Genomic DNA, 25,496 nt, shown 5'->3' with positions numbered 1-25,496 from the left:
ACGGTGCGTGCCGTCCCAAATTTATGTTTATTGATTAACCTGATCCAACCAGCCGTATTTATCTTCCGTTTCACCAGTGAAGAGGCCAAAGAAGGCCTGCTGGATGCGTTTGGTGACCGGACCGCAGCGGCCTTCGCCCACCTGGATACCATCGACGCTGCGTACTGGGGTGATTTCGGCCGCGGTACCGGACATGAACACTTCGTCGGCCAGGTACAGCGATTCACGGGACAGCACCTGCTCACGCACTTCGATATCGAGATCTTTCGCCAGCTTAATGATCGCGTCACGGGTGATACCCGGCAGTGCAGAAGAGGTAAACGGCGGGGTAAACAGAATGCCGTCTTTTACTTCAAACAGGTTTTCACCCGCGCCTTCAGAGATGTAACCATTCACATCCAGGGCAATGCCTTCCTGATAGCCATGACGACGCGCTTCACTACCCACCAGCAGCGAAGACAGATAGTTACCGCCCGCTTTAGCCGCTGTAGGGATGGTGTTCGGCGCAACGCGGTTCCAGGAAGAAACCATCGCGTCGATCCCCTGTTCCAGCGCTTCAGCACCAAGGTAAGCGCCCCACGGGAACGCAGCGATGATCACGTCAGTGGTGTATCCCGCTGGCGGGTTAACGCCCATCCCCACGTCGCCAACAAACACCAGCGGACGGATATAGGCGCTGGTCAGATTGTTTTTACGAATCACCTCACGGCAAGCTTCCATCAACTCATCAACGCTCTGAGAAACCGGAAAACGATAGATCTTGGCTGAATCACGCAGACGCTGCATATGTTCGCGATGACGGAACACCACCGGCCCTTTGTGAGAATCGTAGCAACGGATGCCTTCAAATACAGAAGTACCGTAGTGCAGCGCGTGGGACATCACGTGAACCTTAGCGTCTTCCCAACGAATCATCTCGCCATTAGACCAAATGTAATCAGCTTTTTTCGTCGTCATTTTTCTTCCTTTTGCGCTCAGGCGCGGATTTGTTGTGATGTGGTTGTGCTCTGGCAGATAGCAACATGTGCAACGTCTACCAGTTTACTTAACTGACTAAACAGTAAGTCGACCGACCGGGGGCTGGCAACGGTCAATTCGATATTTATATTCTGCGCATCGCTAGCGGCTTCCATATTCATGGAGCACACCTGAAAACCGCGATGGCGTACCACGCGTAAAACACGTTCTAACGTTTCCGGATTGAACCGAGCCTCAACGGCGACCTGATGTTGCATCATGATAATTTCTCCAGCATTTCTGAGTTACTGGCACCTGGCGGTACCAGAGGCCAGACATTCTCAAGTTCGTCGATTGAGACATGAAGCAGGTATGGCCCCTCGCTGTTCAGCATGGTGTCGAGTGCCGCTTCAACCTGGTCTTTACGGGTGATGTGTTGACCTGGTATGCCGAAGGCGCTGGCCAACATGAGGAAATCGGGGTTATCGGTAAGGGTAGTTTCGCTATAACGTTCCTGGAAAAACAGCTGCTGCCATTGTCGCACCATGCCTAACCGCTGGTTGTCGAGTAAAACTATCTTCAGCGGCAACTGCTTGCGTTTTACGGTGCCGAGCTCCTGTACATTCATCATGAAGGAACCGTCACCGGAGATACAGATTACCGTATCGTTCGGGCGAGCAACCTGCGCGCCAACCGCTGCTGGCAAGCCAAAGCCCATCGTGCCCAGGCCGCTCGAGGTGATAAAATTTTCCGGGCGGGTGTAGGTCATATGCTGCGCCGACCACATCTGATGCTGGCCAACATCCGTTGTCACTACGCTGTCCGCGGGTTTGCGATCGGACAACTGCTTCAACAACAGTGGCGCGTAGATAGCCTCACCGGGATGATCATAGCGCCAGGTATGCTCTGTGCGCAGTTCAGCACTATGCTGACGCCATGCGTCAATCTTCAGCGATTGCTGCAATGCCGGCAGCAGAGAATTTAAATCACCCTGCAATGCTACGTGCGCCTGGCGCAGCTTGTTCATTTCCGCAGGGTCGATATCCATGTGGATCACGCTGGCGTTTGGTGCGAAGGTATTCAGCTTGCCGGTTACCCGGTCATCAAAACGCGCGCCCACTGCAATCAGTAAATCACATTCTTGCACCGCGAAATTTGCCGCTTTAGTGCCGTGCATTCCCAACATACCCAAATAGTATGGGTAGTCAGCCTCTACTGCGCCCAGCCCCTTCAACGTGCAGGCGACCGGCATTTGGGTTACCGCGATAAATTCACGCAGGGCCGGGACCGCCTGCGCCATACCAACGCCGCCACCTACGTACAGGATAGGTTTCTGCGCTTGTGCCAGCATTTTACGCGCCTGCTCAACGTCAGCGTGCGGGAAAACCTCTACGTTTTTGACTGTCGTAAAATACGGCTCCAGCGTACCGCTGGCCAATTGGATGTCTTTCGGGATATCAACCAGAACCGGCCCCGGACGACCGGAATTCGCCACAGCAAAAGCTTCAGCCATGATGCGCGGCAGCTCTTCCAGTGACTGCACCAGGAAACTGTGTTTGGTGCAGGACAGAGACATACCCAGAACGTCCACTTCCTGGAACGCATCCGTTCCGATGAAAGATGATGCCACCTGGCCGGTGATCGCCACCACAGGAACTGAATCTAACAGCGCATCGGCAAGGCCCGTGATCAGGTTGGTAGCACCAGGCCCGGAAGTGGCGATACACACGCCGGTTTTACCGGTCGCACGGGCATAGCCAATTGCTGCCATTGCCGCGCCCTGCTCGTGTCGGCACAACAGGTGTTCTACGCCGCCGTCATATAACGCATCGTAAACCGGCATAATTGCGCCACCAGGATAACCAAAGACGGTTTGAACCCCTTGTGCACGCAACGCATGTACCACCCACTGTGCCCCATTCATAGTTACATCCCCGCCGTAAATCTTGAGAAACAGAATTTTATGCTACCGTTCACTTTCTGCTCCTCGTGTATGTTTTTAAGGTCAAAAAAAAACCCCGGACCTTTCGGTGCGGGGGTCTTAGTTCGTTAAGGCTTGTTTTCTAAGCCTTTCCTCGTCCAAGTGCAGCCCCGCACGGTGGGATAATAATCACCACCACGCTAATCACGACCAGGCTAATCACTCGTAGAAGGGCTGTCATTTTTGTATTTTCTTGCATCTTGTTCGAAGGAATACCTAAAGAGTTACCATAGAATTTGCAAATGACACAAGATATTTTTTTATTCGTTTTTCTGACGACGTTAACGGTTTAGATAAATATCGTTGTTTTTTAAACAAAAAATCAAAGGTGAAAATATTTCACGTTTCAGGTGATTCTCGGCAACCCACTCCCTACTAAAAACGCCATGCAAAAGCGTTTGCGAGCGCTATTCCAGACTTAATGTAATCAGTGTTGAGCCACATAAAAATACGGGAATAAGCCTCTAAAAACCGTAATTATGTGAAATCTTGCAGCGATGTATTGCGACATAATGCTTTCATCAGGAGGGCTTATGTCACTATCGATTGTTCACACACGCGCTGCGCTGGGCGTGAATGCGCCAGCCATTACCATCGAGGTACATATCAGCAATGGTTTGCCTGGTTTAACCATGGTGGGATTACCCGAAACAACGGTAAAAGAGGCCCGCGATCGGGTTCGCAGTGCGGTAATTAATAGCGGTTATGAATTCCCGGCAAAGAAGATAACCATAAACCTCGCTCCTGCCGATCTCCCAAAAGAAGGGGGACGATATGATTTACCTATCGCAGTTGCGCTTCTGGCCGCTTCTGAGCAGCTTACTACCCATAATCTCGATACATATGAGCTGGTAGGCGAATTAGCGCTTACAGGTGCGTTACGCGGCGTTCCCGGTGCGATATCAAGTGCAACCGAAGCCATTCGCGCAGGCAGGAGAATTATTGTCGCAAAAGAGAATGCAGCTGAAGTTGGACTAATACAGGGTGAAGGGTGCCTCATAGCCGATCATCTACAGGCAGTATGCGCATTCCTCGAAGGTAAGCATGATTTAGACAGACCATCATCAGCAGATTTTATCCCCTGCGCATTAGCAGATGATCTGAGCGATGTTATCGGCCAGGAACAGGGTAAACGCGGGCTGGAGCTTACCGCAGCTGGCGGTCATAACCTCATACTCATCGGCCCTCCGGGTACGGGTAAGACTATGCTGGCCAGTCGCCTGAGAGGATTGCTTCCGCCACTGAGTAACGATGAGGCACTGGAAAGCGCCGCGATTCTTAGTCTGGTCAATTCCGACACGCTACAGAAACAGTGGAAACAACGCCCTTTTCGCTCTCCGCATCACAGTGCTTCATTAACCGCCATGGTCGGTGGAGGCTCTATTCCTGCGCCAGGCGAGATCTCTCTGGCGCATAACGGCATACTATTTCTGGATGAACTACCCGAGTTTGAGCGGCGCACACTGGATGCACTGCGCGAACCCATTGAGTCCGGACAGATACATCTATCCCGCACCAGAGCAAAAATCACCTATCCCGCTCGCTTTCAACTCATAGCCGCCATGAATCCCAGCCCAACAGGCCATTATCAGGGGAACCATAACCGCTGTACCCCAGAGCAGACGCTACGCTACCTCAATCGATTATCAGGTCCATTTCTTGACCGCTTCGATCTCTCTCTCGAAATCCCTTTGCCACCGCCCGGGATACTCAGCCAGAACCAGGTAAAAGGGGAAGATAGCGCAACGGTGAAGCAACGTGTTATGGCAGCGCGAGATCGTCAGTATCGACGACAAAATAAGTTAAACGCGCATCTGGACAGTCAGGATATCAATAAATACTGTCCACTGCGCAGTGACGATGCACAGTGGCTTGAAGAAACGCTCGCGCATCTCGGATTATCCATCCGCGCCTGGTTACGCCTAATAAAGGTTGCTCGAACGATCGCGGATATAGAACAATCTGACCATATCTCTCGCCAGCACTTACAGGAGGCTGTTGGGTATCGGGCGATAGACAGATTACTCATTCATTTGCAGAAACTACTGGCATAAAAAAAGGGCTTTCGCCCTTTTTTATTAATCATCAGATTCGGTGTAGTCTTCCGCACCTTCCACCTGAGGTTTCCCACCAGACAGCGTGTGGAAGCGTTTTGGACGCTTAATGCGCGTCATGTATTTGGACCACACACGTTCAGCTTCGGTAACCGGTTCGCGCTCACCACGGCATACCGCAACAAACAGTTTTTCTTCTTCCGTTACCGGCTCACGCTTGCCCAGATCCAGCTCATTGAAAGCATAACCGTGACGCTCAAGCAGTTGTGCTTCTTTAATGGTGAAATCACCATGACGGGAGAATCCGCGGGGATAATATTTATTATCGAAATATCGATTAGTCGTCGTAAAGCTTTCCGCCATCCTGCACGCTCCTAATTCTTTGGCCGAGCTATTTATGGCGCGGAGTATTAGTTACGCTTGACAGAGCGTCAAACAAAAGATTTAAATCATAACGACAAATAATTTTATGGAGCGAGTTGTGGATACGGAATTGTTAAAAACTTTCCTGGAAGTTAGCCGGACACGCCACTTTGGCAGGGCTGCTGAAGCGCTCTATCTGACCCAATCAGCGGTTAGTTTCCGGATCAGACAACTGGAAAATCAATTGGGTGTAAACCTGTTCACCCGACACAGAAACAATATCCGTTTAACCGCTGCAGGTGAAAAATTACTGCCTTACGCTGAAACGCTGATGAATACGTGGCAAGCCGCACGTAAGGAGGTTGCGAATACCTCGCGGCATAACGAGTTTTCTATTGGTGCCAGCGCATCCCTCTGGGAATGCATGCTTAATGGCTGGCTGGGGCGTTTGTACCAATCCCAGGAGCCGCAATCCAGCCTGCAGTTTGAAGCGAGGATCGCTCAGCGACAGTCGTTAGTAAAACAGCTCCATGAACGACAGCTTGATCTACTGATTACTACCGAAACGCCCAAAATGGACGAATTTAGCAGCCAACTGTTGGGATATTTCACGCTGGCGCTCTATTGCAGCTCTCCTTCGCAAACCAAGGATGAACTGAATTATCTGCGTCTGGAATGGGGACCTGACTTTCAGCAACACGAAGCGGGATTGATTGCGGGAGATGAAGTGCCGGTACTCACCACCAGTTCGGCAGAATTGGCCAGGCAGCAACTTTCAGTCCTTAGAGGCTTTAGCTGGCTTCCGGTCAGTTGGGCTAAAGGTAAAAGCGATCTCCATACGGTTAGTGACAGTACAACCCTTTCGCGCCCGTTATATGCAGTTTGGCTGCAAAACAGCGATAAACATGCACTGATTTGCGACTTGCTGAGAACGAATATTCTGGAAGATTAAAGAAAATACGGGCAAGGATGCCGGGAATAAAACAATTGGAAGGCACAGCGCAAATTGCAGATAAAAAAAATCCTTAGCAAGAATGCTAAGGATTGTTTCTGGCAGGGGCGGAGAGACTCGAACTCGCGACACCCGGTTTTGGAGACCGGTGCTCTACCAACTGAGCTACGCCCCTAAATTTTTTTATCATTAAGCCTGCTTAGTAGCAGGCTTAATTTTCTAATAAGTGGCGGAACGGACGGGACTCGAACCCGCGACCCCCTGCGTGACAGGCAGGTATTCTAACCAACTGAACTACCGCTCCACCGAATTTCTTTGTCACTACCCGGATTCTTCATCCCGGTTTACTGCAATTTGATGCCTGGCAGTTCCCTACTCTCGCATGGGGAGACCCCACACTACCATCGGCGCTACGGCGTTTCACTTCTGAGTTCGGCATGGGGTCAGGTGGGACCACCGCGCTACAGCCGCCAGGCAAATTCTGTTTATCAACACGCTTTTGCATGTCGATATAATCTGTAATCAAGCTGAATGTCGTCTCTTCGCCAAAACATCTTCGGCGTTGTAAGGTTAAGCCTCACGGTTCATTAGTATCGGTTAGCTCAATGTATCGCTACACTTACACACCCGACCTATCAACGTCGTCGTCTTCAACGTTCCTTCAGGAGACTTATAGTCTCAGGGAGAACTCATCTCGGGGCAAGTTTCGTGCTTAGATGCTTTCAGCACTTATCTCTTCCGCATTTAGCTACCGGGCAATGCCATTGGCATGACAACCCGAACACCAGTGATGCGTCCACTCCGGTCCTCTCGTACTAGGAGCAGCCCCCCTCAATTCTCCAGCGCCCACGGCAGATAGGGACCGAACTGTCTCACGACGTTCTAAACCCAGCTCGCGTACCACTTTAAATGGCGAACAGCCATACCCTTGGGACCTACTTCAGCCCCAGGATGTGATGAGCCGACATCGAGGTGCCAAACACCGCCGTCGATATGAACTCTTGGGCGGTATCAGCCTGTTATCCCCGGAGTACCTTTTATCCGTTGAGCGATGGCCCTTCCATTCAGAACCACCGGATCACTAAGACCTGCTTTCGCACCTGCTCGAGCCGTCACTCTCGCAGTCAAGCTAGCTTATGCCTTTGCACTAACCTCCTGATGTCCGACCAGGATTAGCTAACCTTCGTGCTCCTCCGTTACTCTTTAGGAGGAGACCGCCCCAGTCAAACTACCCACCAGACACTGTCCGCAACCCGGATTACGGGTCCACGTTAGAACACCAGCCATTAAAGGGTGGTATTTCAAGGATGGCTCCATGCAGACTGGCGTCCACACTTCAAAGCCTCCCACCTATCCTACACATCAAGGACCAGTGTTCAGTGTCAAGCTATAGTAAAGGTTCACGGGGTCTTTCCGTCTTGCCGCGGGTACACTGCATCTTCACAGCGAGTTCAATTTCACTGAGTCTCGGGTGGAGACAGCCTGGCCATCATTACGCCATTCGTGCAGGTCGGAACTTACCCGACAAGGAATTTCGCTACCTTAGGACCGTTATAGTTACGGCCGCCGTTTACCGGGGCTTCGATCAAGAGCTTCTCCTTACGGATAACCCCATCAATTAACCTTCCGGCACCGGGCAGGCGTCACACCGTATACGTCCACTTTCGTGTTTGCACAGTGCTGTGTTTTTAATAAACAGTTGCAGCCAGCTGGTATCTTCGACTGATTTCAGCTCCATGAGTAAATCACTTCACCTACATATCAGCGTGCCTTCTCCCGAAGTTACGGCACCATTTTGCCTAGTTCCTTCACCCGAGTTCTCTCAAGCGCCTTGGTATTCTCTACCTGACCACCTGTGTCGGTTTGGGGTACGATTTCGTGTTACCTGATGCTTAGAGGCTTTTCCTGGAAGCAGGGCATTTGTTACTTCAGCACCGTAGTGCCTCGTCATCACACCTCAGCGTTAAAAAGGTACCGGATTTACCTGGAACCTCCGCCTACATGCTTAAACCGGGACAACCGTCGCCCGGCTAACATAGCCTTCTCCGTCCCCCCTTCGCAGTAACACCAAGTACAGGAATATTAACCTGTTTCCCATCGACTACGCCTTTCGGCCTCGCCTTAGGGGTCGACTCACCCTGCCCCGATTAACGTTGGACAGGAACCCTTGGTCTTCCGGCGTGCGGGTTTTTCACCCGCATTATCGTTACTTATGTCAGCATTCGCACTTCTGATACCTCCAGCATACCTCACGATACACCTTCAACGGCTTACAGAACGCTCCCCTACCCAACAACACATAGTGTCGCTGCCGCAGCTTCGGTGCATGGTTTAGCCCCGTTACATCTTCCGCGCAGGCCGACTCGACCAGTGAGCTATTACGCTTTCTTTAAATGATGGCTGCTTCTAAGCCAACATCCTGGCTGTCTGTGCCTTCCCACATCGTTTCCCACTTAACCATGACTTTGGGACCTTAGCTGGCGGTCTGGGTTGTTTCCCTCTTCACGACGGACGTTAGCACCCGCCGTGTGTCTCCCGTGATAACATTCTTCGGTATTCGCAGTTTGCATCGGGTTGGTAAGTCGGGATGACCCCCTAGCCGAAACAGTGCTCTACCCCCGAAGATGAATTCACGAGGCGCTACCTAAATAGCTTTCGGGGAGAACCAGCTATCTCCCGGTTTGATTGGCCTTTCACCCCCAGCCACAAGTCATCCGCTAATTTTTCAACATTAGTCGGTTCGGTCCTCCAGTTAGTGTTACCCAACCTTCAACCTGCCCATGGCTAGATCACCGGGTTTCGGGTCTATACCCTGCAACTTAACGCCCAGTTAAGACTCGGTTTCCCTTCGGCTCCCCTATACGGTTAACCTTGCTACAGAATATAAGTCGCTGACCCATTATACAAAAGGTACGCAGTCACCCCATAAAGAGGCTCCCACTGCTTGTACGTACACGGTTTCAGGTTCTTTTTCACTCCCCTCGCCGGGGTTCTTTTCGCCTTTCCCTCACGGTACTGGTTCACTATCGGTCAGTCAGGAGTATTTAGCCTTGGAGGATGGTCCCCCCATATTCAGACAGGATACCACGTGTCCCGCCCTACTCTTCGAGTTCACAACCTGTGCATTTTGGTGTACGGGACTATCACCCTGTACCGTCGGACTTTCCAGACCGTTCCACTAACACACAAGCTGATTCAGACTCTGGGCTGCTCCCCGTTCGCTCGCCGCTACTGGGGGAATCTCGGTTGATTTCTTTTCCTCGGGGTACTTAGATGTTTCAGTTCCCCCGGTTCGCTTCATTACGCTATGTATTCACGTAATGATAGTGTGACGAATCACACTGGGTTTCCCCATTCGGAAATCGCCGGTTATAACGGTTCATATCACCTTACCGACGCTTATCGCAGATTAGCACGTCCTTCATCGCCTCTGACTGCCAGGGCATCCACCGTGTACGCTTAGTCGCTTAACCTCACAACCCGAAGATGTTTCGTAAAACACCATCGTGTTGCGAAAATTTGAGAGACTCGAACACACCGCTTTTCATTTCTTATTACGGAGAAATGAAACAGTGTGTCGTTTCAATTTTCAGCTTGATCCAGATTTTTAAAGAGCAAATATCTCAAACGTCACCCGAAGGTAAGTTTTGAGATATTAAGGTCGGCGACTTTCACTCACACATACCAGCAAGTGGCGTCCCCTAGGGGATTCGAACCCCTGTTACCGCCGTGAAAGGGCGGTGTCCTGGGCCTCTAGACGAAGGGGACGTGAAGTCTCAATCGCAAGACGCCTTGCTATTTACTTTTCATCAGACAATCTGTGTGAGCACTACAAAGGCAGGTTCTTTAAGGTAAGGAGGTGATCCAACCGCAGGTTCCCCTACGGTTACCTTGTTACGACTTCACCCCAGTCATGAATCACAAAGTGGTAAGCGCCCTCCCGAAGGTTAAGCTACCTACTTCTTTTGCAACCCACTCCCATGGTGTGACGGGCGGTGTGTACAAGGCCCGGGAACGTATTCACCGTGGCATTCTGATCCACGATTACTAGCGATTCCGACTTCATGGAGTCGAGTTGCAGACTCCAATCCGGACTACGACATACTTTATGAGGTCCGCTTGCTCTCGCGAGGTCGCTTCTCTTTGTATATGCCATTGTAGCACGTGTGTAGCCCTACTCGTAAGGGCCATGATGACTTGACGTCATCCCCACCTTCCTCCAGTTTATCACTGGCAGTCTCCTTTGAGTTCCCGACCGAATCGCTGGCAACAAAGGATAAGGGTTGCGCTCGTTGCGGGACTTAACCCAACATTTCACAACACGAGCTGACGACAGCCATGCAGCACCTGTCTCAGAGTTCCCGAAGGCACCAAAGCATCTCTGCTAAGTTCTCTGGATGTCAAGAGTAGGTAAGGTTCTTCGCGTTGCATCGAATTAAACCACATGCTCCACCGCTTGTGCGGGCCCCCGTCAATTCATTTGAGTTTTAACCTTGCGGCCGTACTCCCCAGGCGGTCGACTTAACGCGTTAGCTCCGGAAGCCACGCCTCAAGGGCACAACCTCCAAGTCGACATCGTTTACGGCGTGGACTACCAGGGTATCTAATCCTGTTTGCTCCCCACGCTTTCGCACCTGAGCGTCAGTCTTTGTCCAGGGGGCCGCCTTCGCCACCGGTATTCCTCCAGATCTCTACGCATTTCACCGCTACACCTGGAATTCTACCCCCCTCTACAAGACTCTAGCCTGCCAGTTTCGGATGCAGTTCCCAGGTTGAGCCCGGGGATTTCACATCCGACTTGACAGACCGCCTGCGTGCGCTTTACGCCCAGTAATTCCGATTAACGCTTGCACCCTCCGTATTACCGCGGCTGCTGGCACGGAGTTAGCCGGTGCTTCTTCTGCGAGTAACGTCAATTGCTGCGGTTATTAACCACAACACCTTCCTCCTCGCTGAAAGTACTTTACAACCCGAAGGCCTTCTTCATACACGCGGCATGGCTGCATCAGGCTTGCGCCCATTGTGCAATATTCCCCACTGCTGCCTCCCGTAGGAGTCTGGACCGTGTCTCAGTTCCAGTGTGGCTGGTCATCCTCTCAGACCAGCTAGGGATCGTCGCCTAGGTGAGCCGTTACCCCACCTACTAGCTAATCCCATCTGGGCACATCCGATGGCAAGAGGCCCGAAGGTCCCCCTCTTTGGTCTTGCGACGTTATGCGGTATTAGCTACCGTTTCCAGTAGTTATCCCCCTCCATCGGGCAGTTTCCCAGACATTACTCACCCGTCCGCCACTCGTCACCCAAGGAGCAAGCTCCTCTGTGCTACCGTTCGACTTGCATGTGTTAGGCCTGCCGCCAGCGTTCAATCTGAGCCATGATCAAACTCTTCAATTTAAGTTTGATGCTCGTGAATTAAACTTCGTAACGAATTACGTATGTTCACTCAGAGACTTGGTATTCATTTTTCGTCTTGCGACGTTAAGAATCCGTATCTTCGAGTGCCCACACAGATTGTCTGATAAATTGTTAAAGAGCAGTACCGCTTCGCTTTTTCTCAGCGGCGCGGGGTGTGCATATTACGCCATCCCGCCACGAAGTCAAGCATTTAATTTCGCTTTCTTCGCCGGAGTTCTCAGTGGAACCCCGCTGACCCGGCGGCTTATAATCCGTTGTTCCGTGTCAGTGGAGGCGCATTATAGGGAGTTATTTCAGGCTGACAAGGGGAAATTTAAAATAACTTTCTGAGTGCGTGTTTTTTCACCAAAACAACCATTAACATGCCATAAAATAAGCAAATTGCCGTTTTTGCAGCCGCAATCACACTTCCAGGTGGCATACTAATGAATAAGAAAAAGAGTAAGGAAGAACATTCATGCCGTTAAATGCCCAACAGCTAGCCGCACAGAAAAACTTGTCCTACGTTCTGGCCGAAAAGCTGGCTCAGCGAATATTAAAAGGTGAATACGCGCCGGGCGCTATATTGCCTGGCGAAATAGAGCTGGGCGATCAGTTTGGTGTGAGTCGCACCGCGGTAAGAGAGGCGGTAAAAACGTTAACGGCAAAAGGTATGGTATTACCACGCCCACGTATCGGCACACGCGTCATGCCGCAAGCAAACTGGAACTTCCTCGACCAGGAGCTGCTCACCTGGTGGATGACGGAAGATAATTTCCCGCAGGTCATTAAACATTTTCTGGTGATGCGTATCAGCCTGGAGCCTCAGGCGTGTTTACTGGCGGCGACCATTGGTACGGCTGAACAGAAAGCGCACCTCAACACGCTGATGGAAGAGATGGTCGAGCTGAAAAGAAACTTCAGACGCGAACGCTGGATTGAGGTTGATATCGCCTGGCATGAACACATCTATGAAATGAGTGCGAATCCGTTCCTTATTTCCTTTGCATCTCTGTTCCATTCGGTTTACCAGACCTACTTTACCTCTATTACCTATAACGATGTGGTGAAACTGGATTTGCACCAGGCCATTGTCGATGCAATAGATGATAACGATGGCGATCGCGCCTTTGCTGCTTGTCAGGCATTGCTGATAGCACCGAACGTGCTACCGGATAAATAATATGTCAGAAAAGAAATCACGTAGTATGGCCGGGCTACCGTGGATAGCAGCCATGGCCTTTTTTATGCAGGCACTAGACGCCACTATCCTCAATACCGCCCTACCCGCAATAGCACATAGTCTTAACCGCTCTCCGCTCGCCATGCAGTCGGCCATTATCAGCTATACCCTGACGGTCGCGATGCTGATCCCGGTAAGTGGTTGGTTGGCAGACCGATTTGGTACCCGACGCGTCTTTATGATTGCTGTTAGCCTGTTTACGTTGGGATCGCTGGCCTGTGCGCTGTCCAGCTCCCTAAGCGAGCTGGTGATTTTCCGTGTCATTCAGGGGATCGGTGGCGCCATGATGATGCCCGTTGCCCGTCTGGCGTTATTGCGTGCCTACCCTCGTAGTGAACTGCTTCCCGTGCTTAACTTCGTCACCATGCCTGGACTTGTGGGGCCGATTTTAGGTCCGGTATTGGGCGGTGTACTGGTTACATGGGCCAGTTGGCACTGGATCTTCCTGATTAATATTCCAATTGGCATTGCCGGTATCTTCTACGCTCGCAAATATATGCCGAACTTCACCACCCCACGCCGCGGTTTTGATATGACCGGTTTCTTTCTGTTTGGTTTGAGCCTGGTGTTGTTTTCTAGCGGCGTTGAATTGTTCGGTGAGAAGCTTGTCGCTACCTGGGTCGCACTCGGTATTATTCTTGCCAGTGTGTTGTTACTACTCGCCTATATTCGCCATGCTCGTCGTCACCCAACGCCACTTATATCTCTTCCGATATTTAAGACTCGAACCTTTTCTGTTGGGATCGCCGGCAACCTCGCCACTCGCCTGGGCACAGGCTGCGTGCCCTTCTTAATGCCGCTGATGTTGCAGGTAGGCTTTGGATATCCGGCTCTGATAGCCGGTTGTATGATGGCGCCAACGGCGTTGGGTTCAATTCTGGCAAAATCCATGGTGACGCAGGTTCTGCGCAAACTCGGCTACAGGACCACATTGGTGGGTGTTACGGTTTTTATCGGCCTGATGATTGCGCAGTTCGCTTTGCAATCTCCTGCCATGCCGGTCTGGATGCTGATCCTGCCGCTGTTCATTTTAGGTATGGCGATGTCCACCCAGTTTACCTCAATGAATACTATCACTCTTGCGGATCTGACCGATGAAAACGCCAGCAGCGGCAACAGCGTATTGGCCGTTACTCAGCAGTTATCAATCAGTTTAGGGGTTGCCATCAGCGCCGCCGTTCTGCGTATCTATGAAGGTATGGAAGGAACCAATACGGTCGAGCAGTTCCACTACACCTTTATGACGATGGGCGCTATCACGGTAATATCCGCGCTGATGTTCATGCTGCTAAAAGCCAAAGATGGGCGTAACCTGATCAAAGATCGGCACAAACCTAAACCGACCCCCGCTCCATCAAAACAGGAGTAAGCTGCAAACGCTGTTGTTGTAATGCGGGCTGGGCCATCCGATGGATTAATACATCGATGGCCAGTTCGCCCAATTCATCTTTTGGTTGATGTATGGTCGTCAGCGGAGGCGTCATATAGCGCGCCAGCTCGATATCATCATAACCCACCACCGCCATATCCTGCGGAATGCGCAATCCCGACTGGTACAGAGCCTGATACGCGCCAACCGCCATTGCATCATTACCGGTAAAAACGGCCTGCGGTCGCTGTTTATGCGACAGCAACGTTTGCATAGCTTCAAAGCCGCCACCAAACTCAAAGTCACCGGTAATCTCGTAGCCTTCCGGGACAGGCAAGCCCGCCCGCTTCATTGCCGCCCGATATCCTTCCAGACGCAAACGCGCCGGGGTTTTATCCAGCGGCCCAGTGATGCAGGCAATGCGCGTAAAACCTTTTTCGATAAGATGTTGCGTGGCTAAATCCCCGCCCAGCAGGGAGTTATCCTGAATCAGATCGCTTTCACCATCAAAGGGCGACCAGTCCATCATCACGGTCGGTATAGAAGGATAACGCTGCATTATCTCTCTGGAAGGCTGATGTGTTTCCGTACAGAGCAGCAGCAAGCCATCCACGCGTTTTTGCATTAGCGTTTCCAGATTACGGTTCATGCGCTGTTCATCGCCTTCGGTATTGCACAGCACCAGGCTGTAGCCGCGCTCAAAACAGCTACGTTCAACGCCGCGCACCAGCTCAGAATAGAAGGGATTGGTACTGGCAGTGATTAACATGCCAATTGTGCGGGTCTGGTTTAACTTGAGGCTACGCGCCAGCGCGGAGGGAGCGTAGTTAAGCGCTTTAATCGCAGCTTCTACTTTGTCAGTGACAGACTCACTGACAAAGCGATCTTTATTAATGACGTGAGAAACCGTCGACGTGGAAACACCCGCCAGGCGGGCGACGTCCTTCATTGTAGCCAAGCGTTACCTCTGTTGACTTAAAAACGCTTCTATTTCTTCGCGCCACGGAACGGAAGGCTGTGCGCCTTTACGGGTAACCGCAATCGCCGCAGCGGCATGCGCAAAACGGATCGCTTCAGGCAGTGGAGTCTCTTCCAGTAACGCTGTAATTAACGCGCCATTAAAGGTGTCTCCGGCGGCAATAGTATCAACGGCTTCCACTTTAAAACCGGGTACTCGCTGACCTTCGCCATTCACGCTGGCCCACACACCGCGACTCCCTAAGGTAATCAGTACAGTATGGATTCCTTTAGCATGCAATGCCTGCGCCGCTTTGGCCGCGTCTTCATCATTTTCAACCCGGATCCCCGTCAGCTTTTCAGCCTCGGTTTCATTCGGGGTAATAATATCTACCAGCGCCAACAGCTCGTCAGAAAGTTCACGCGCCGGAGCCGGGTTTAGGGCGACCATGGTCTTATTTTGATGTGCAATCTTTGCCGCAGCCAGAACGCTTTCGATCGGCGACTCTAGCTGCATCAGTAAAGCGGACGCCTGCGCAATACGCTCATGCTGTGCTTCCACCAGCGCTGGCGAAAGCGCTGCGTTAGCTCCAGCATGAATGCCGATAACGTTCTCACCTTCACCATTCACAAAAATCAACGCAACACCGGTCGATTCCCCCGAAATTACGCTAATCGGCGCAATATCAATGTTGTCTTTGGCTAACTGTTTACGCACACTTTCGCCAATATCATCATCGCCCGTACAGGCAATGAATGCGATATTCGCGCCACTACGACCCGCAGCAACAGCCTGATTCGCGCCTTTACCGCCAAATGCGACCTGATAATGACTACCGGTTACGGTTTCACCAGGTGTCGGGAAAGAGTTAAGGTTAAGGATGTGATCGGCATTGATACTGCCAAGAACAACGAGGTTGCCTGCGGTTTTCATATTTGGTGTTCCAAGTCAAAGTGCGCCACCGAGTTAGGGTGGCGCGTGCCCTGCTTTTCTTTTTACGCTTTCATCCCCAAAACCAGATACGGGGATGGCGTATTTATGTCTCCATCAGGCCGCGAGCGACCTGAATCGGTATTACTGCTTGATGACCAGCTTCAGGTCAACCGGATATTTAGCCTGAACCTTCTCGCCTTTCAGGACTTTATCCGCAGTCTCAACGCCTTTCGCGCCGATCTGATCCGGCAACTGAGCAATGGTCGCAGCCAGTTTGCCATCATTTACTGCTTTTTCGCCATCTGGAGTGCCGTCAAATCCAACCACCATCACATCAGATTTACCCGCGGTTTGCAGTGCGCGCAGCGCACCCAGCGCCATTTCATCGTTCTGAGCAAATACGGCCTGCACATCAGGATGCGCGGTCAGCAGGTTCTGCATAACGTTCAGACCTTTAGTGCGGTCGAAGTCTGCCGGCTGGCTGGCCAGGACGTTAAATTTGTGTGCCGCAACGGCCTGCTGGAAACCTTCGCCACGCTCACGCGCCGCAGAAGTGCCGGCAATCCCCTGCAGTTCGATAACTTTCGCGCCTTCACCTGCTTTCTTCGCGATGTAATCACCTGCAATTTTGCCGCCCAACACGTTATCAGACGCAATGTGGCTTACCACTTCGCCTTTGGAGGCAACACGGTCAAGGGTAATAACCGGAATTTTTGCCTGGTTAGCCATCTTCACAGCATTAACAACGGCATCAGAGTCGGTTGGGTTGATCAGCAGAATTTTAGTTCCACGAACCGTTAAGTCCTGAACGTTAGCCAGCTCTTTCGCCGGGTTGTTCTGCGAGTCCAGAATCACCAGGTTGTAACCCAGCTTATCCGCCTCTTTTTGCGCCCCATCCTTCAGAGAAACAAAGAACGGGTTATTGAGGGTGGAGACCACCAGCGCAATGGTATCTTTCGCCATCGCATTCGCACTCACGGTGGCGCTCAGCGCAACAGCAGAAACCAGGGTAGCCAGTTTTTTCATGTTCATATTTAAGATGTCCTGTAATCGTTGTTACTGCTTTTTGTTGTCTACCAGTACCGCCAGCAAAATCACCACCGCTTTGACGATCATCTGGTAATAGGAGGATACACCTAACAAATTCAACCCATTATTGAGGAAACCAAGAATCAATGCGCCGATCAGCGTCCCAACAATTCGTCCTTTACCACCCGCCAGGCTAGTACCGCCTAATACTACCGCTGCGATAGCATCTAACTCATAGCCAGTACCTGCCGTCGGTTGCGCAGAGGAGAGGCGCGCAACTTCAATGATGCCCGCCAGCGATGCCAGCAGACCGCACAGTGAGTAAACGATAATTTTGATTTTACTTACGCTGATACCGGACAGACGCGTTGCCGCTTCGTTACCGCCCAGCGCATAGATATAACGCCCCAGACGCGTGTGGTGCAGCATGTACCACGCCGCGAGGAAGACAATCCCCATGATCCACACCGGCGTAGGGACGCCTAACGGACGACCAATCCCGAACCAGCCAAACAGATCGGCATTGTCAGTAAACCCGGTGTTTACCGGACTGCCGTTGGTGTAGACCATGGTCACACCGCGCAGCAGCAGCATCATAACCAGAGTCGCGATAAACGCCTGCACGCGACCTTTCGCGACAATCACCCCGGTTACCGCGCCAATGGCAGCGCCGAGCGCCAGGGCCGCAGCAACAGCCACCAGCGCATTGACTTCAATCCCTACAATCGAAGCCGCAACCGCACCGGTAAGCGCCAGCAAGGAACCGACGGACAGATCGATACCCGACGTCAGGATAACCAGCGTCATGCCAACCGCCATGATGGCGTTCACCGACGTTTGCTGAAGAATGTTGAACAGGTTATTAACGGTAAAAAAGTTAGGGCTCATGGTGGAAACAATCGCGATCAGCACTAACAGAGCGATGAGCGACTTTTGCTCCAGAAGCCATGCTTTAGTGAAATAACGGCGACCAGAAACAGCCTGGGTAGTCATCTTTTTTACTCCTGATTCACGCGATTAAGCTTGCCCACAGCGGCAGCCATTAATACTTCCTGAGTGGCCTGCTCGCGAGTGAATTCACCGCCGAGATGCCCTTCATGCATAACGATAATTCGATCGCTCATGCCCAATACTTCTGGCATCTCAGAAGAGACCAGAATGATACTCAGCCCATCAGCCTTAAACTGGTTGATAAGCTGATAGATTTCTTTTTTCGCCCCAACGTCAACGCCGCGCGTTGGTTCATCAAGGATCAGCACTTTTGGCCGGGTCATCAGACCGCGCGCAATCGCCACTTTCTGCTGGTTACCGCCGGAAAGAAGGCCGATAGCCTGTTCCATCGATGGCGTTTTAACATTGAACAGGCGAATAAAATCACCCACCGCCTGCTGCTCATCTTTATGTTTAAGGCTTCCGCCTGCACGGCTGAAATAACGCAGCGCGGTCAGTGACATATTCTCTTTCACCGACATGCCGAGCACTAAACCATCGCGTTTACGGTCTTCAGAAATATAGACGATGCCGTTAGCCAGTCCATCCTGCGGCGAACGGGTAACCACTTCATGGCCATCAAGCGTGACGTAGCCGCTGGTGCGTGGCAATGCGCCGTACAACACTTTCATCAGCTCGGTACGTCCGGCCCCCATCAGCCCCGATACGCCAAGGATCTCGCCTTTACGCAGCGTGAATGACACATCGTTTACGCCAGGACCGCACAGATTATCGACCTTCAGGCGAATATCACCCGGCGCTTTTTCCAGGCGCGGGTACTGATCTTCCAGCTTACGTCCCACCATCATTTCAATCAGCGAGTCTTCGGTAAGCGATGCGACTTCACGCTCGGCAATAAACTGCCCATCGCGGAAGACGGTTACGTCGTCGCAAATCTCGAAGATCTCTTTCATGCGGTGAGAAATATAGACAATGCCGCGTCCCTGGGATTTCAGTTCGCGAATGACGCGGAACAGGGATTCGGTTTCGGTGTCGGTGAGGGCATCCGTCGGTTCATCCATAATGATGACCTTCGATTCAAAGCTCAGCACTTTAGCAATTTCGACCATCTGCTGATCGCCAATCGACAGCTCACCGACCAGCCTGTCGCTTTTAAAGCGCAGATTGAGTTTGGCGAGCAGCAGATCGGCTTCGGCGTACATCTTCTTCCAGTCAATTTTGCCAAAGCGATTCACAAACTCACGACCGAGAAAAATGTTTTCAGCGATAGTGAGTTGCGGGATCAGGTTCAGCTCCTGGTGGATGATACCGATTCCGGCTTCCTGGGAGGATTTCGGGCCGTTAAAGGTGGTCTCTTTCCCCAGCCACAATAAGGAACCGGCATCACGGGTGTAGATTCCGGTCAGCACCTTCATCATGGTGGATTTACCCGCGCCGTTTTCGCCCACCAGCGCCATTACGCGGCCTGGGTAGACATTCAGCGCGGCGCCGGATAGCGCTTTTACGCCCGGGAACGCTTTATCGATCCCTTTGAGTTGCAGTAATGCGTTCATGATGGCCTCAGAACGTGACGCCAGCACAGAGAATGATATTCGCATACGGAGAACACTCTCCGCTGCGAATTACCGCCTGACTGTCTGCGGTTTGTTTTTTGAATTGTTCATGCGTGGTGTAACGAATTTCTATGGTGTTTCCCTGGTGTTGTTGCAGTTGCTCAATGTGGCTGAGCAACGTTTCGTGGAGTTGCGGATTATGTTGTTTAATTTCCGACGCGAGAATGGCCGCCTCGACCTGCATTTCACGTGTGACCACATCCAGTACCTGCATAAAAGAAGGTACGCCCTGGGTTAATGCCATATCGATACGCGTTGTGCTGTTCGGGATGGGTAAACCTGCATCACACACCACCAGCGTATCGGTATGCCCCAGACGGGAGATCACCGATGAAATTTCAGAGTTGAGTACCGTGCCTTTCTTCATTTTCTTTCCCCACTAGCGAAACGTTTCGCTGGAGATAAGTGTAGTGCGAAGAGTGGACAGAAAACCACCGCGACGTTACGAAAATGTGATCGCCATCGAAACGTTTCGCAAGGATTATCATTAGATGAAATGAAAACTGGGAGGGGCAAAACAAAACGCCCCCTTTCACGATGAAAGAGGGCGTTGATGAGATTAAATCTCGACCTGAGTACCGAGCTCAATAACCCGGTTCGGTGGGATTTCAAACTGGTCCGGCGCACGCAGCGCATTGCGCTGTAGCAGCAGATACAGCTTACCGCGCAGACGCAAGTACCATGGTCGTTTGCCGACAATCAGCGACTCGTGCGACATGAAGAAGGAGGTTTCCATCATCCGGCAGCTTAAGCCTTCCAGACCGCAGCGATGGAACACTTCCTCCACGTTCGGCGTTTCGCGCCAACCGTAGCTGGCAACCACGCGCCAGAAGGTGGGCGATAACTGCTCAATCTGCACCCTACGCACGTTGTGAACATAGGGCGCATCTTCCGTGCGCAGCGTCAGCAGAATAACGCGCTCATGCAGCACCTTGTTATGTTTGAGGTTATGCAGAAGCGCAAACGGGATGACGTTCAGTGCGCGGGACATATATACAGCCGTTCCCGGCACGCGTACCGGTGGTGATTTCTCCAGAGAAGCAATCATCGCCTCCAGAGAGTTACCGTGCTCATGCATACGACGCAGCAGACGGAAGCGTTCACTTTTCCAGGTGGTCATGATGGTGAACATCACCAGACCCAGCGTCAGAGGCAGCCAACCGCCGGAAATCAGTTTATCGAGGTTCGCGGAGAACAGCGGAACATCGACGCACAGGAATGCCACCAGGATCAGGAAGACGAAGTATTTATTCCAGTGCCAGTTTTTGCGCGCCACGGTGGTCGACAAAATAGAGGTCAGCACCATCGTCCCCGTTACCGCAATCCCGTACGCCGCGGCCAGATTACTGGAGTGTTCAAAACTCACAATCACAATAACCACCGCAAAATAGAGCATCCAGTTAACGAAAGGAATGTAGATCTGGCCCGACTCCATTTCCGAGGTATGGATAATGCGCATTGGCGATAAATATCCCAAACGCACGGCCTGACGCGTCAGCGAGAACACACCGGAGATAACCGCCTGCGAAGCGATTACCGTCGCCAGCGCAGCGAGGATCAGTAGCGGGATCAACGCCCAGTCTGGCGCCAACAGGAAGAACGGGTTTTTGATCGCTTCAGGATGCTTTAACAGTAGCGCCCCCTGACCAAAATAGTTCAGTACCAGTGAAGGCAACACCACAGAGAACCATGCCAGGCGAATCGGCAACTTACCGAAGTGGCCCATATCCGCATACAGCGCTTCAACACCGGTAATCGACAACACCACCGCACCCAGCGCAATAAAAGACAACGTTTTGAATTCGAGGAAGAAATGCACCGCCCAATACGGATTTAGCGCCTGCAGTACTTCCGGATTGCCAATAATACTGCGTACGCCTAAAACCGCCAGCGTCAGGAACCACAGCAGCATAATCGGCGCAAACAGCTTACCGACCATGCCGGTACCGTGTTTTTGAATCAAAAACAGCAGGGTCAGTACGATTATCGAGAGCGGAACAATCCAGGTATCCAGTTGCGGGGCAATAATCTCCAGACCTTCAATCGCAGACATCACCGAAATGGCTGGCGTAATCACCACTTCACCATAGAAGAAGCTGCCGCCTATCAATCCCATAATGACCAGCATGGAGGTTGTTCGCGCCGAGGTATTGCGCCCGGCCAATGACATCAGCGTCAGGATCCCGCCTTCTCCGGCGTTATCTGCGCGCATGACAAACGTCAGGTATTTAATGGAGACAACAAAGATCAGCAGCCAGAAAATCAGCGAGAGAAAACCAAATACGGCATCACGTTCAACGCCAAAACCAAACTGGCCGGACAAACATTCACGAAGCGTATAAAGTGGGCTGGTACCAATATCACCGTAGACAACCCCAATGGCTGCAAGGGTAATCGCAGACAATGATTGTTTATTATCAGTGCTCATAGACTCGTCTTTCGTTTATACACATCATCTTTCAAGCCACTCCGTGTGGGCTGCATTCGTTATTCCCCCCATCCCAGGAGAAAACTCCATTGCCGCCTTGGTGCAGCTTGATTGATTTGGTGTATATATAAGAAATGTGTGCGTCGTCCCTTGGCCCACAAAAAGGCGCACAGTATGCACGATTAATCACAAAATCGTACCCCTAAATGAGACCAGATTAATCTGGCTCAAAGAAAAATAAGCGCACCTTCAGTCTATTACTGCAATGGTGTGAAGCATCTATACTCGCAGTTTATGCAGTACATTTGGCGAAAGGACGCCACTTCATTATGGCTCACCCACATTTATTAGCGGAAAGAATTTCCCGTCTGAGCAATGCGCTGGAAAAGGGACTTTATGAACGTAGCCACGCCATTCGTCTGTGTCTGCTGGCAGCACTCAGCGGCGAGAGCGTTTTCTTATTAGGCCCCCCGGGGATCGCAAAGAGCTTAATTGCCCGCCGACTGAAGTTTGCCTTCCAAAATGCACGCGCTTTTGAATACCTGATGACGCGCTTCTCTACGCCGGAAGAAGTTTTCGGCCCGCTGTCCATACAGGCCCTTAAAGACGAAGGTCGCTATGAACGCTTAACGGCGGGCTATCTTCCTGAAGCTGAAATCGTTTTTCTTGATGAAATCTGGAAAGCAGGCCCGGCAATTCTTAACACCCTGCTGACCGCCATTAACGAACGTCACTTTCGCAACGGCGCGTATGAAGAAAAAATTCCGATGCGTTTGCTGGTGGCCGCATCCAACGAACTGCCTGAAGCCGACAGCAGCCTGGAAGCGCTGTACGACCGTATGCTGATTCGTCTGTGGCTGGATAAAGTTCAGGACAAGGCCAATTTCCGGTCCATGCTGCTAAGTCAGCAGGATGAAAGCGACAACCCGGTCCCCGCATCATTGCAGGTGACGGATGAAGAGTATCACCAGTGGCAAAAAGACATTGGCGCCATCAAGCTTCCCGATCGCGTGTTTGAGCTTATTTTCACTCTACGCCAGCAGTTGGAAACGCTACCGAATGCCCCCTACGTGTCCGATCGTCGCTGGAAAAAAGCGATCCGCTTACTCCAGGCCAGCGCTTTCTTTAGCGGACGTGATGCGGTAGTACCTATCGACCTGATCCTGCTGAAAGATTGTCTGTGGTACGACGCGCAAAGCCTGAATCTGATGCAACAGCAGCTTGAAATATTGATGACCGGACACGCCTGGCAGCAGCAAGCCATGCTGACGCGCCTGGGCAGTATTGTGCAGCGCCGCATTCAACTCCAGCAGCAACAAAGCGACAAAACGGCGTTCACGGTAATCCGTCAGGGTGGCATGTTCAGTCGTCGTCCTCATTATGATTTACCACCAGAAGCTACGTCCTCAGTCGTGACATTACTGCTACAAAAGCCATTAAAGCTGCATGATATGGAAGTTATCCATATTGCTTTTGAACGCAGTGCGCTGGAACTGTGGCTAACAAAAGGCGGTGAAATCCGCGGAAAATTAAACGGGATCGGCTTTGCCCAAACACTGAATATGGAAGTCGATAGTGCACAGCATCTGGTTGTGCGCGATGTCAGTTTACAGGGTTCTCGCCTGGCGCTGCCGGGGGCTTCGCAAGAGAGTATGCCCGCAGAGATAAAGCAGGAGCTTGAAGCGCTCGATAACGAGTGGCATCAGCAGCACAGCGCATTCAGCGAACAGCAAAAATGCCTGTTTATTCATAGCGACTGGTTAGGCCGCATTGAGGCCAGCCTGCAGGATGTCGGGGTGCAAATCCGCCAGGCGCAACAATGCTGACCCTTGATACACTCAACATAATGCTGGCAGTCAGCGAAGAGGCGATGATCGAAGAGATGATCGTCGCCCTGTTGGCTTCCCCAAAGATGGTGGTATTTTTTAAAAAATTTCCTCGCCTTAAAAAAGCGATCACTGACGATATTCCCCGCTGGCGCGAATCTTTGCGTAGCCGCCTCAAAGATACCCATGTGCCGCCGGAGTTGGCAGAAGAAGTCATTTGTTATCAACAAAGCCAGCTCCTCTCTCATGCGCAGTTTATCGTTCAACTACCGCAAATATTATCGCTATTGCACCGACTCCATTCGCCCTGGGCTGGGCAAGCGCAGCAACTGGTCAATGACAACAGCACCTTTACGCCCGCCCTACATACGCTTTTTCTCCAGCGCTGGCGCCTGAGCCTGGTGGTGCAAACCACAACGCTGAATCAGCAACTGCTGGAAGAAGAGCGCGAGCATTTGCTCAGTGAAGTACAGGAACGGATGACCCTTAGCGGACAACTGGAACCCGTTCTGGCGGAAAATGACAACGCTGCAGGCCGGTTGTGGGATATGAGCGCGGGCCAAATCAAGCGCGGTGATTATCAGTTGATGGTGAAATACGGCGAATTTCTGACGCAACAACCCGAACTCCAGCGGCTGGCCGAGCAGTTAGGTCGTTCCAGAGAGGCGAAATCCGTGCCGCGTAAAGATGCGCCAATGGAAACCTTCCGTACCCTGGTGCGCGAACCGGCAACCGTCCCGGAGCAGGTGGATGGCATCCAGCAAAGTGACGATATCCTGCGCCTGCTACCGCCAGAACTGGCCACGTTGGGCATTACCGAACTGGAATACGAGTTCTACCGACGGCTGGTGGAAAAGCAACTGCTGACCTACCGCCTGCACGGCGAAGCATGGCGTGAGAAGGTAACAGAACGTCCGGTGGTGCATCAGGATTTTGACGAGCAGCCGCGCGGACCTTTTATCGTCTGCGTTGATACATCAGGATCGATGGGCGGGTTTAATGAGCAGTGTGCGAAAGCCTTTTGCCTGGCGCTAATGCGCGTCGCCCTTGCCGATAACCGGCGCTGTTTCATTATGCTGTTTTCAACAGAAGTGGTGCGCTATGAGCTTTCCGGTCCGGAGGGCATCGAACAGGCGATCCGCTTTTTAAGTCAGCGCTTTCGTGGCGGTACTGATATTGCCAGCTGTTTTCGCGCCATTATTGAACGCATGCAGGGTCGGGAATGGTTTGATGCCGATGCGGTGGTTATCTCAGATTTTATCGCTCAGCGATTACCCGATGAAGTCGTCAGCAAAGTGGGGGAATTACAGCGGGTGCACCAGCACCGTTTTCATGCGGTAGCGATGTCAGCACATGGCAAACCCGGCATCATGCGCATTTTCGATCATATCTGGCGCTTTGATACCGGGATGCGAAGCCGCCTGCTCAGACGCTGGCGGCGTTAA

The 25,496-nt window shown here is 51.8% G+C and carries 18 protein-coding genes, 3 tRNA genes and 3 rRNA genes; 6 read left to right on the top strand and 18 right to left on the bottom strand.

Annotation, left to right across the window (positions count from 1 at the left end; translation table 11 throughout):
* Positions 1 to 27: 27 nt before the first annotated feature.
* From C2U41_RS22580 to ilvL, 4 genes are all read right to left on the bottom strand, one after another.
* Positions 28 to 957 carry a branched-chain amino acid transaminase gene (locus C2U41_RS22580; RefSeq protein WP_003018014.1) on the bottom strand — a complete coding sequence of 310 codons (930 nt, stop codon included), beginning with the start codon at positions 955 to 957 and terminating at the stop codon, positions 28 to 30.
* A 17-nt stretch (positions 958 to 974) separates the two neighbouring features.
* Positions 975 to 1,238, bottom strand: a complete 264-nt coding sequence (gene ilvM, locus C2U41_RS22575; RefSeq protein WP_003018017.1) for an acetolactate synthase 2 small subunit — start codon at positions 1,236 to 1,238, stop codon at positions 975 to 977.
* Positions 1,235 to 2,881 carry an acetolactate synthase 2 catalytic subunit gene (gene ilvG / locus C2U41_RS22570; protein WP_003841174.1) on the bottom strand — a complete coding sequence of 549 codons (1,647 nt, stop codon included), beginning with the start codon at positions 2,879 to 2,881 and terminating at the stop codon, positions 1,235 to 1,237. The genes ilvM and ilvG overlap by 4 nt, the downstream gene beginning before the upstream one ends.
* A 139-nt stretch (positions 2,882 to 3,020) precedes the next feature.
* Positions 3,021 to 3,119: an ilv operon leader peptide gene (gene ilvL, locus C2U41_RS22565; protein WP_001311244.1), complete on the bottom strand. Its 99-nt coding sequence runs from the start codon at positions 3,117 to 3,119 to the stop codon at positions 3,021 to 3,023.
* Positions 3,120 to 3,471: 352 nt separating this feature from the next.
* On the opposite strand from ilvL, the gene C2U41_RS22560 reads away from it, so the two are divergent.
* Positions 3,472 to 4,992 (top strand): YifB family Mg chelatase-like AAA ATPase, encoded by a 1,521-nt coding sequence (locus C2U41_RS22560; RefSeq protein ID WP_071685131.1) that lies wholly within the window; start codon positions 3,472 to 3,474, stop codon positions 4,990 to 4,992.
* A gap of 24 nt (positions 4,993 to 5,016) precedes the next feature.
* Here C2U41_RS22560 and maoP read toward each other — a convergent pair whose 3' ends face one another.
* Positions 5,017 to 5,355: a macrodomain Ori organization protein MaoP gene (maoP, locus tag C2U41_RS22555; protein ID WP_003018025.1), complete on the bottom strand. Its 339-nt coding sequence runs from the start codon at positions 5,353 to 5,355 to the stop codon at positions 5,017 to 5,019.
* A 106-nt stretch (positions 5,356 to 5,461) separates the two neighbouring features.
* Between maoP and hdfR the strand changes: the two genes are divergently transcribed.
* The gene (hdfR, locus tag C2U41_RS22550; RefSeq protein ID WP_085951600.1) at positions 5,462 to 6,307 is read left to right on the top strand and encodes an HTH-type transcriptional regulator HdfR; all 846 of its coding nucleotides are present in this window, start codon (positions 5,462 to 5,464) and stop codon (positions 6,305 to 6,307) included.
* Positions 6,308 to 6,406: 99 nt separating this feature from the next.
* On the opposite strand, the gene C2U41_RS22545 is transcribed toward hdfR, so the two are convergent.
* From C2U41_RS22545 to C2U41_RS22520, 6 genes are all read right to left on the bottom strand, one after another.
* Positions 6,407 to 6,482: transfer RNA gene (locus C2U41_RS22545), tRNA-Trp, on the bottom strand.
* A 52-nt stretch (positions 6,483 to 6,534) separates the two neighbouring features.
* A tRNA-Asp gene (locus C2U41_RS22540) sits at positions 6,535 to 6,611 on the bottom strand.
* Positions 6,612 to 6,666: 55 nt separating this feature from the next.
* Positions 6,667 to 6,782 (bottom strand): 5S ribosomal RNA (rrf, locus tag C2U41_RS22535).
* Positions 6,783 to 6,873: 91 nt separating this feature from the next.
* Positions 6,874 to 9,780: ribosomal RNA gene (locus tag C2U41_RS22530) — 23S ribosomal RNA — on the bottom strand.
* A 219-nt stretch (positions 9,781 to 9,999) separates the two neighbouring features.
* Positions 10,000 to 10,075, bottom strand: a tRNA-Glu gene (locus C2U41_RS22525).
* Between the two features lie 84 nt (positions 10,076 to 10,159).
* A 16S ribosomal RNA gene (locus tag C2U41_RS22520) occupies positions 10,160 to 11,701 on the bottom strand.
* Together the 16S, 23S and 5S rRNA genes with 3 tRNA genes alongside form the textbook arrangement of a ribosomal RNA operon.
* Positions 11,702 to 12,179: 478 nt before the next feature.
* Between C2U41_RS22520 and C2U41_RS22510 the strand changes: the two genes are divergently transcribed.
* Together C2U41_RS22510 and mdtD are read left to right on the top strand one after the other, a co-directional pair.
* Complete coding sequence (locus tag C2U41_RS22510; RefSeq protein ID WP_003023753.1) at positions 12,180 to 12,884, top strand: FadR/GntR family transcriptional regulator; 705 nt, start codon at positions 12,180 to 12,182, stop codon at positions 12,882 to 12,884.
* Position 12,885: 1 nt separating this feature from the next.
* Positions 12,886 to 14,313: a multidrug transporter subunit MdtD gene (gene mdtD / locus C2U41_RS22505; RefSeq protein WP_003840564.1), complete on the top strand. Its 1,428-nt coding sequence runs from the start codon at positions 12,886 to 12,888 to the stop codon at positions 14,311 to 14,313.
* On the opposite strand, the gene rbsR is transcribed toward mdtD, so the two are convergent.
* The 7 genes from rbsR to kup form a co-directional block, all read right to left on the bottom strand.
* Entirely contained in the window at positions 14,279 to 15,271 is a 993-nt protein-coding gene (rbsR, locus tag C2U41_RS22500) for a ribose operon transcriptional repressor RbsR (protein ID WP_003023757.1), read from the bottom strand. The genes mdtD and rbsR overlap by 35 nt on opposite strands.
* Before the next feature lie 3 nt (positions 15,272 to 15,274).
* Positions 15,275 to 16,204, bottom strand: a complete 930-nt coding sequence (gene rbsK, locus C2U41_RS22495; RefSeq protein WP_003023758.1) for a ribokinase — start codon at positions 16,202 to 16,204, stop codon at positions 15,275 to 15,277.
* Between the two features lie 141 nt (positions 16,205 to 16,345).
* The gene (rbsB, locus tag C2U41_RS22490) at positions 16,346 to 17,236 is read right to left on the bottom strand and encodes a ribose ABC transporter substrate-binding protein RbsB (protein WP_103848849.1); all 891 of its coding nucleotides are present in this window, start codon (positions 17,234 to 17,236) and stop codon (positions 16,346 to 16,348) included.
* 24 nt (positions 17,237 to 17,260) lie between these two features.
* Positions 17,261 to 18,226 (bottom strand): ribose ABC transporter permease, encoded by a 966-nt coding sequence (gene rbsC / locus C2U41_RS22485; protein WP_003023762.1) that lies wholly within the window; start codon positions 18,224 to 18,226, stop codon positions 17,261 to 17,263.
* Positions 18,227 to 18,231: 5 nt separating this feature from the next.
* Complete coding sequence (rbsA, locus tag C2U41_RS22480; RefSeq protein ID WP_003023764.1) at positions 18,232 to 19,737, bottom strand: ribose ABC transporter ATP-binding protein RbsA; 1,506 nt, start codon at positions 19,735 to 19,737, stop codon at positions 18,232 to 18,234.
* A 7-nt stretch (positions 19,738 to 19,744) separates the two neighbouring features.
* Positions 19,745 to 20,164 carry a D-ribose pyranase gene (gene rbsD / locus C2U41_RS22475; RefSeq protein WP_003023766.1) on the bottom strand — a complete coding sequence of 140 codons (420 nt, stop codon included), beginning with the start codon at positions 20,162 to 20,164 and terminating at the stop codon, positions 19,745 to 19,747.
* 192 nt (positions 20,165 to 20,356) lie between these two features.
* A complete protein-coding gene (gene kup / locus C2U41_RS22470) occupies positions 20,357 to 22,225 on the bottom strand; it encodes a low affinity potassium transporter Kup (RefSeq protein ID WP_003023768.1) in 1,869 nt (622 codons plus the stop codon).
* A gap of 329 nt (positions 22,226 to 22,554) precedes the next feature.
* Between kup and ravA the strand changes: the two genes are divergently transcribed.
* A complete protein-coding gene (ravA, locus tag C2U41_RS22465; RefSeq protein WP_103848850.1) occupies positions 22,555 to 24,051 on the top strand; it encodes an ATPase RavA in 1,497 nt (498 codons plus the stop codon).
* Entirely contained in the window at positions 24,045 to 25,496 is a 1,452-nt protein-coding gene (viaA, locus tag C2U41_RS22460) for an ATPase RavA stimulator ViaA (RefSeq protein WP_003023773.1), read from the top strand. The genes ravA and viaA overlap by 7 nt, the downstream gene beginning before the upstream one ends.

Origin of the sequence: Citrobacter freundii complex sp. CFNIH4 (assembly GCF_002934505.1) — a bacterium.
GTDB classification, from domain to species: Bacteria; Pseudomonadota; Gammaproteobacteria; order Enterobacterales; family Enterobacteriaceae; genus Citrobacter; species Citrobacter freundii.
The sequence above is the reverse complement of the archived record's forward strand: the minus strand, read 5'-3'. Positions and strand labels throughout refer to the sequence as shown.

What these genes read in the sequence shown, in the direction of transcription:
- maoP (WP_003018025.1), bottom strand. Translation starts at nt 5,355, where the DNA reads ATGGCGGAAAGCTTTACGACGACTAATCGATATTTCGATAATAAATAT.
- ravA (WP_103848850.1), top strand. Translation starts at nt 22,555, where the DNA reads ATGGCTCACCCACATTTATTAGCGGAAAGAATTTCCCGTCTGAGCAAT.
- rbsC (WP_003023762.1), bottom strand. Translation starts at nt 18,226, where the DNA reads ATGACTACCCAGGCTGTTTCTGGTCGCCGTTATTTCACTAAAGCATGG.
- rbsB (WP_103848849.1), bottom strand. Translation starts at nt 17,236, where the DNA reads ATGAACATGAAAAAACTGGCTACCCTGGTTTCTGCTGTTGCGCTGAGC.
- mdtD (WP_003840564.1), top strand. Translation starts at nt 12,886, where the DNA reads ATGTCAGAAAAGAAATCACGTAGTATGGCCGGGCTACCGTGGATAGCA.
- C2U41_RS22580 (WP_003018014.1), bottom strand. Translation starts at nt 957, where the DNA reads ATGACGACGAAAAAAGCTGATTACATTTGGTCTAATGGCGAGATGATT.
- ilvM (WP_003018017.1), bottom strand. Translation starts at nt 1,238, where the DNA reads ATGATGCAACATCAGGTCGCCGTTGAGGCTCGGTTCAATCCGGAAACG.
- rbsA (WP_003023764.1), bottom strand. Translation starts at nt 19,737, where the DNA reads ATGAACGCATTACTGCAACTCAAAGGGATCGATAAAGCGTTCCCGGGC.
- rbsK (WP_003023758.1), bottom strand. Translation starts at nt 16,204, where the DNA reads ATGAAAACCGCAGGCAACCTCGTTGTTCTTGGCAGTATCAATGCCGAT.
- ilvL (WP_001311244.1), bottom strand. Translation starts at nt 3,119, where the DNA reads ATGACAGCCCTTCTACGAGTGATTAGCCTGGTCGTGATTAGCGTGGTG.
- ilvG (WP_003841174.1), bottom strand. Translation starts at nt 2,881, where the DNA reads ATGAATGGGGCACAGTGGGTGGTACATGCGTTGCGTGCACAAGGGGTT.
- kup (WP_003023768.1), bottom strand. Translation starts at nt 22,225, where the DNA reads ATGAGCACTGATAATAAACAATCATTGTCTGCGATTACCCTTGCAGCC.
- rbsD (WP_003023766.1), bottom strand. Translation starts at nt 20,164, where the DNA reads ATGAAGAAAGGCACGGTACTCAACTCTGAAATTTCATCGGTGATCTCC.
- viaA (WP_003023773.1), top strand. Translation starts at nt 24,045, where the DNA reads ATGCTGACCCTTGATACACTCAACATAATGCTGGCAGTCAGCGAAGAG.
- hdfR (WP_085951600.1), top strand. Translation starts at nt 5,462, where the DNA reads ATGGAGCGAGTTGTGGATACGGAATTGTTAAAAACTTTCCTGGAAGTT.
- C2U41_RS22510 (WP_003023753.1), top strand. Translation starts at nt 12,180, where the DNA reads ATGCCGTTAAATGCCCAACAGCTAGCCGCACAGAAAAACTTGTCCTAC.
- C2U41_RS22560 (WP_071685131.1), top strand. Translation starts at nt 3,472, where the DNA reads ATGTCACTATCGATTGTTCACACACGCGCTGCGCTGGGCGTGAATGCG.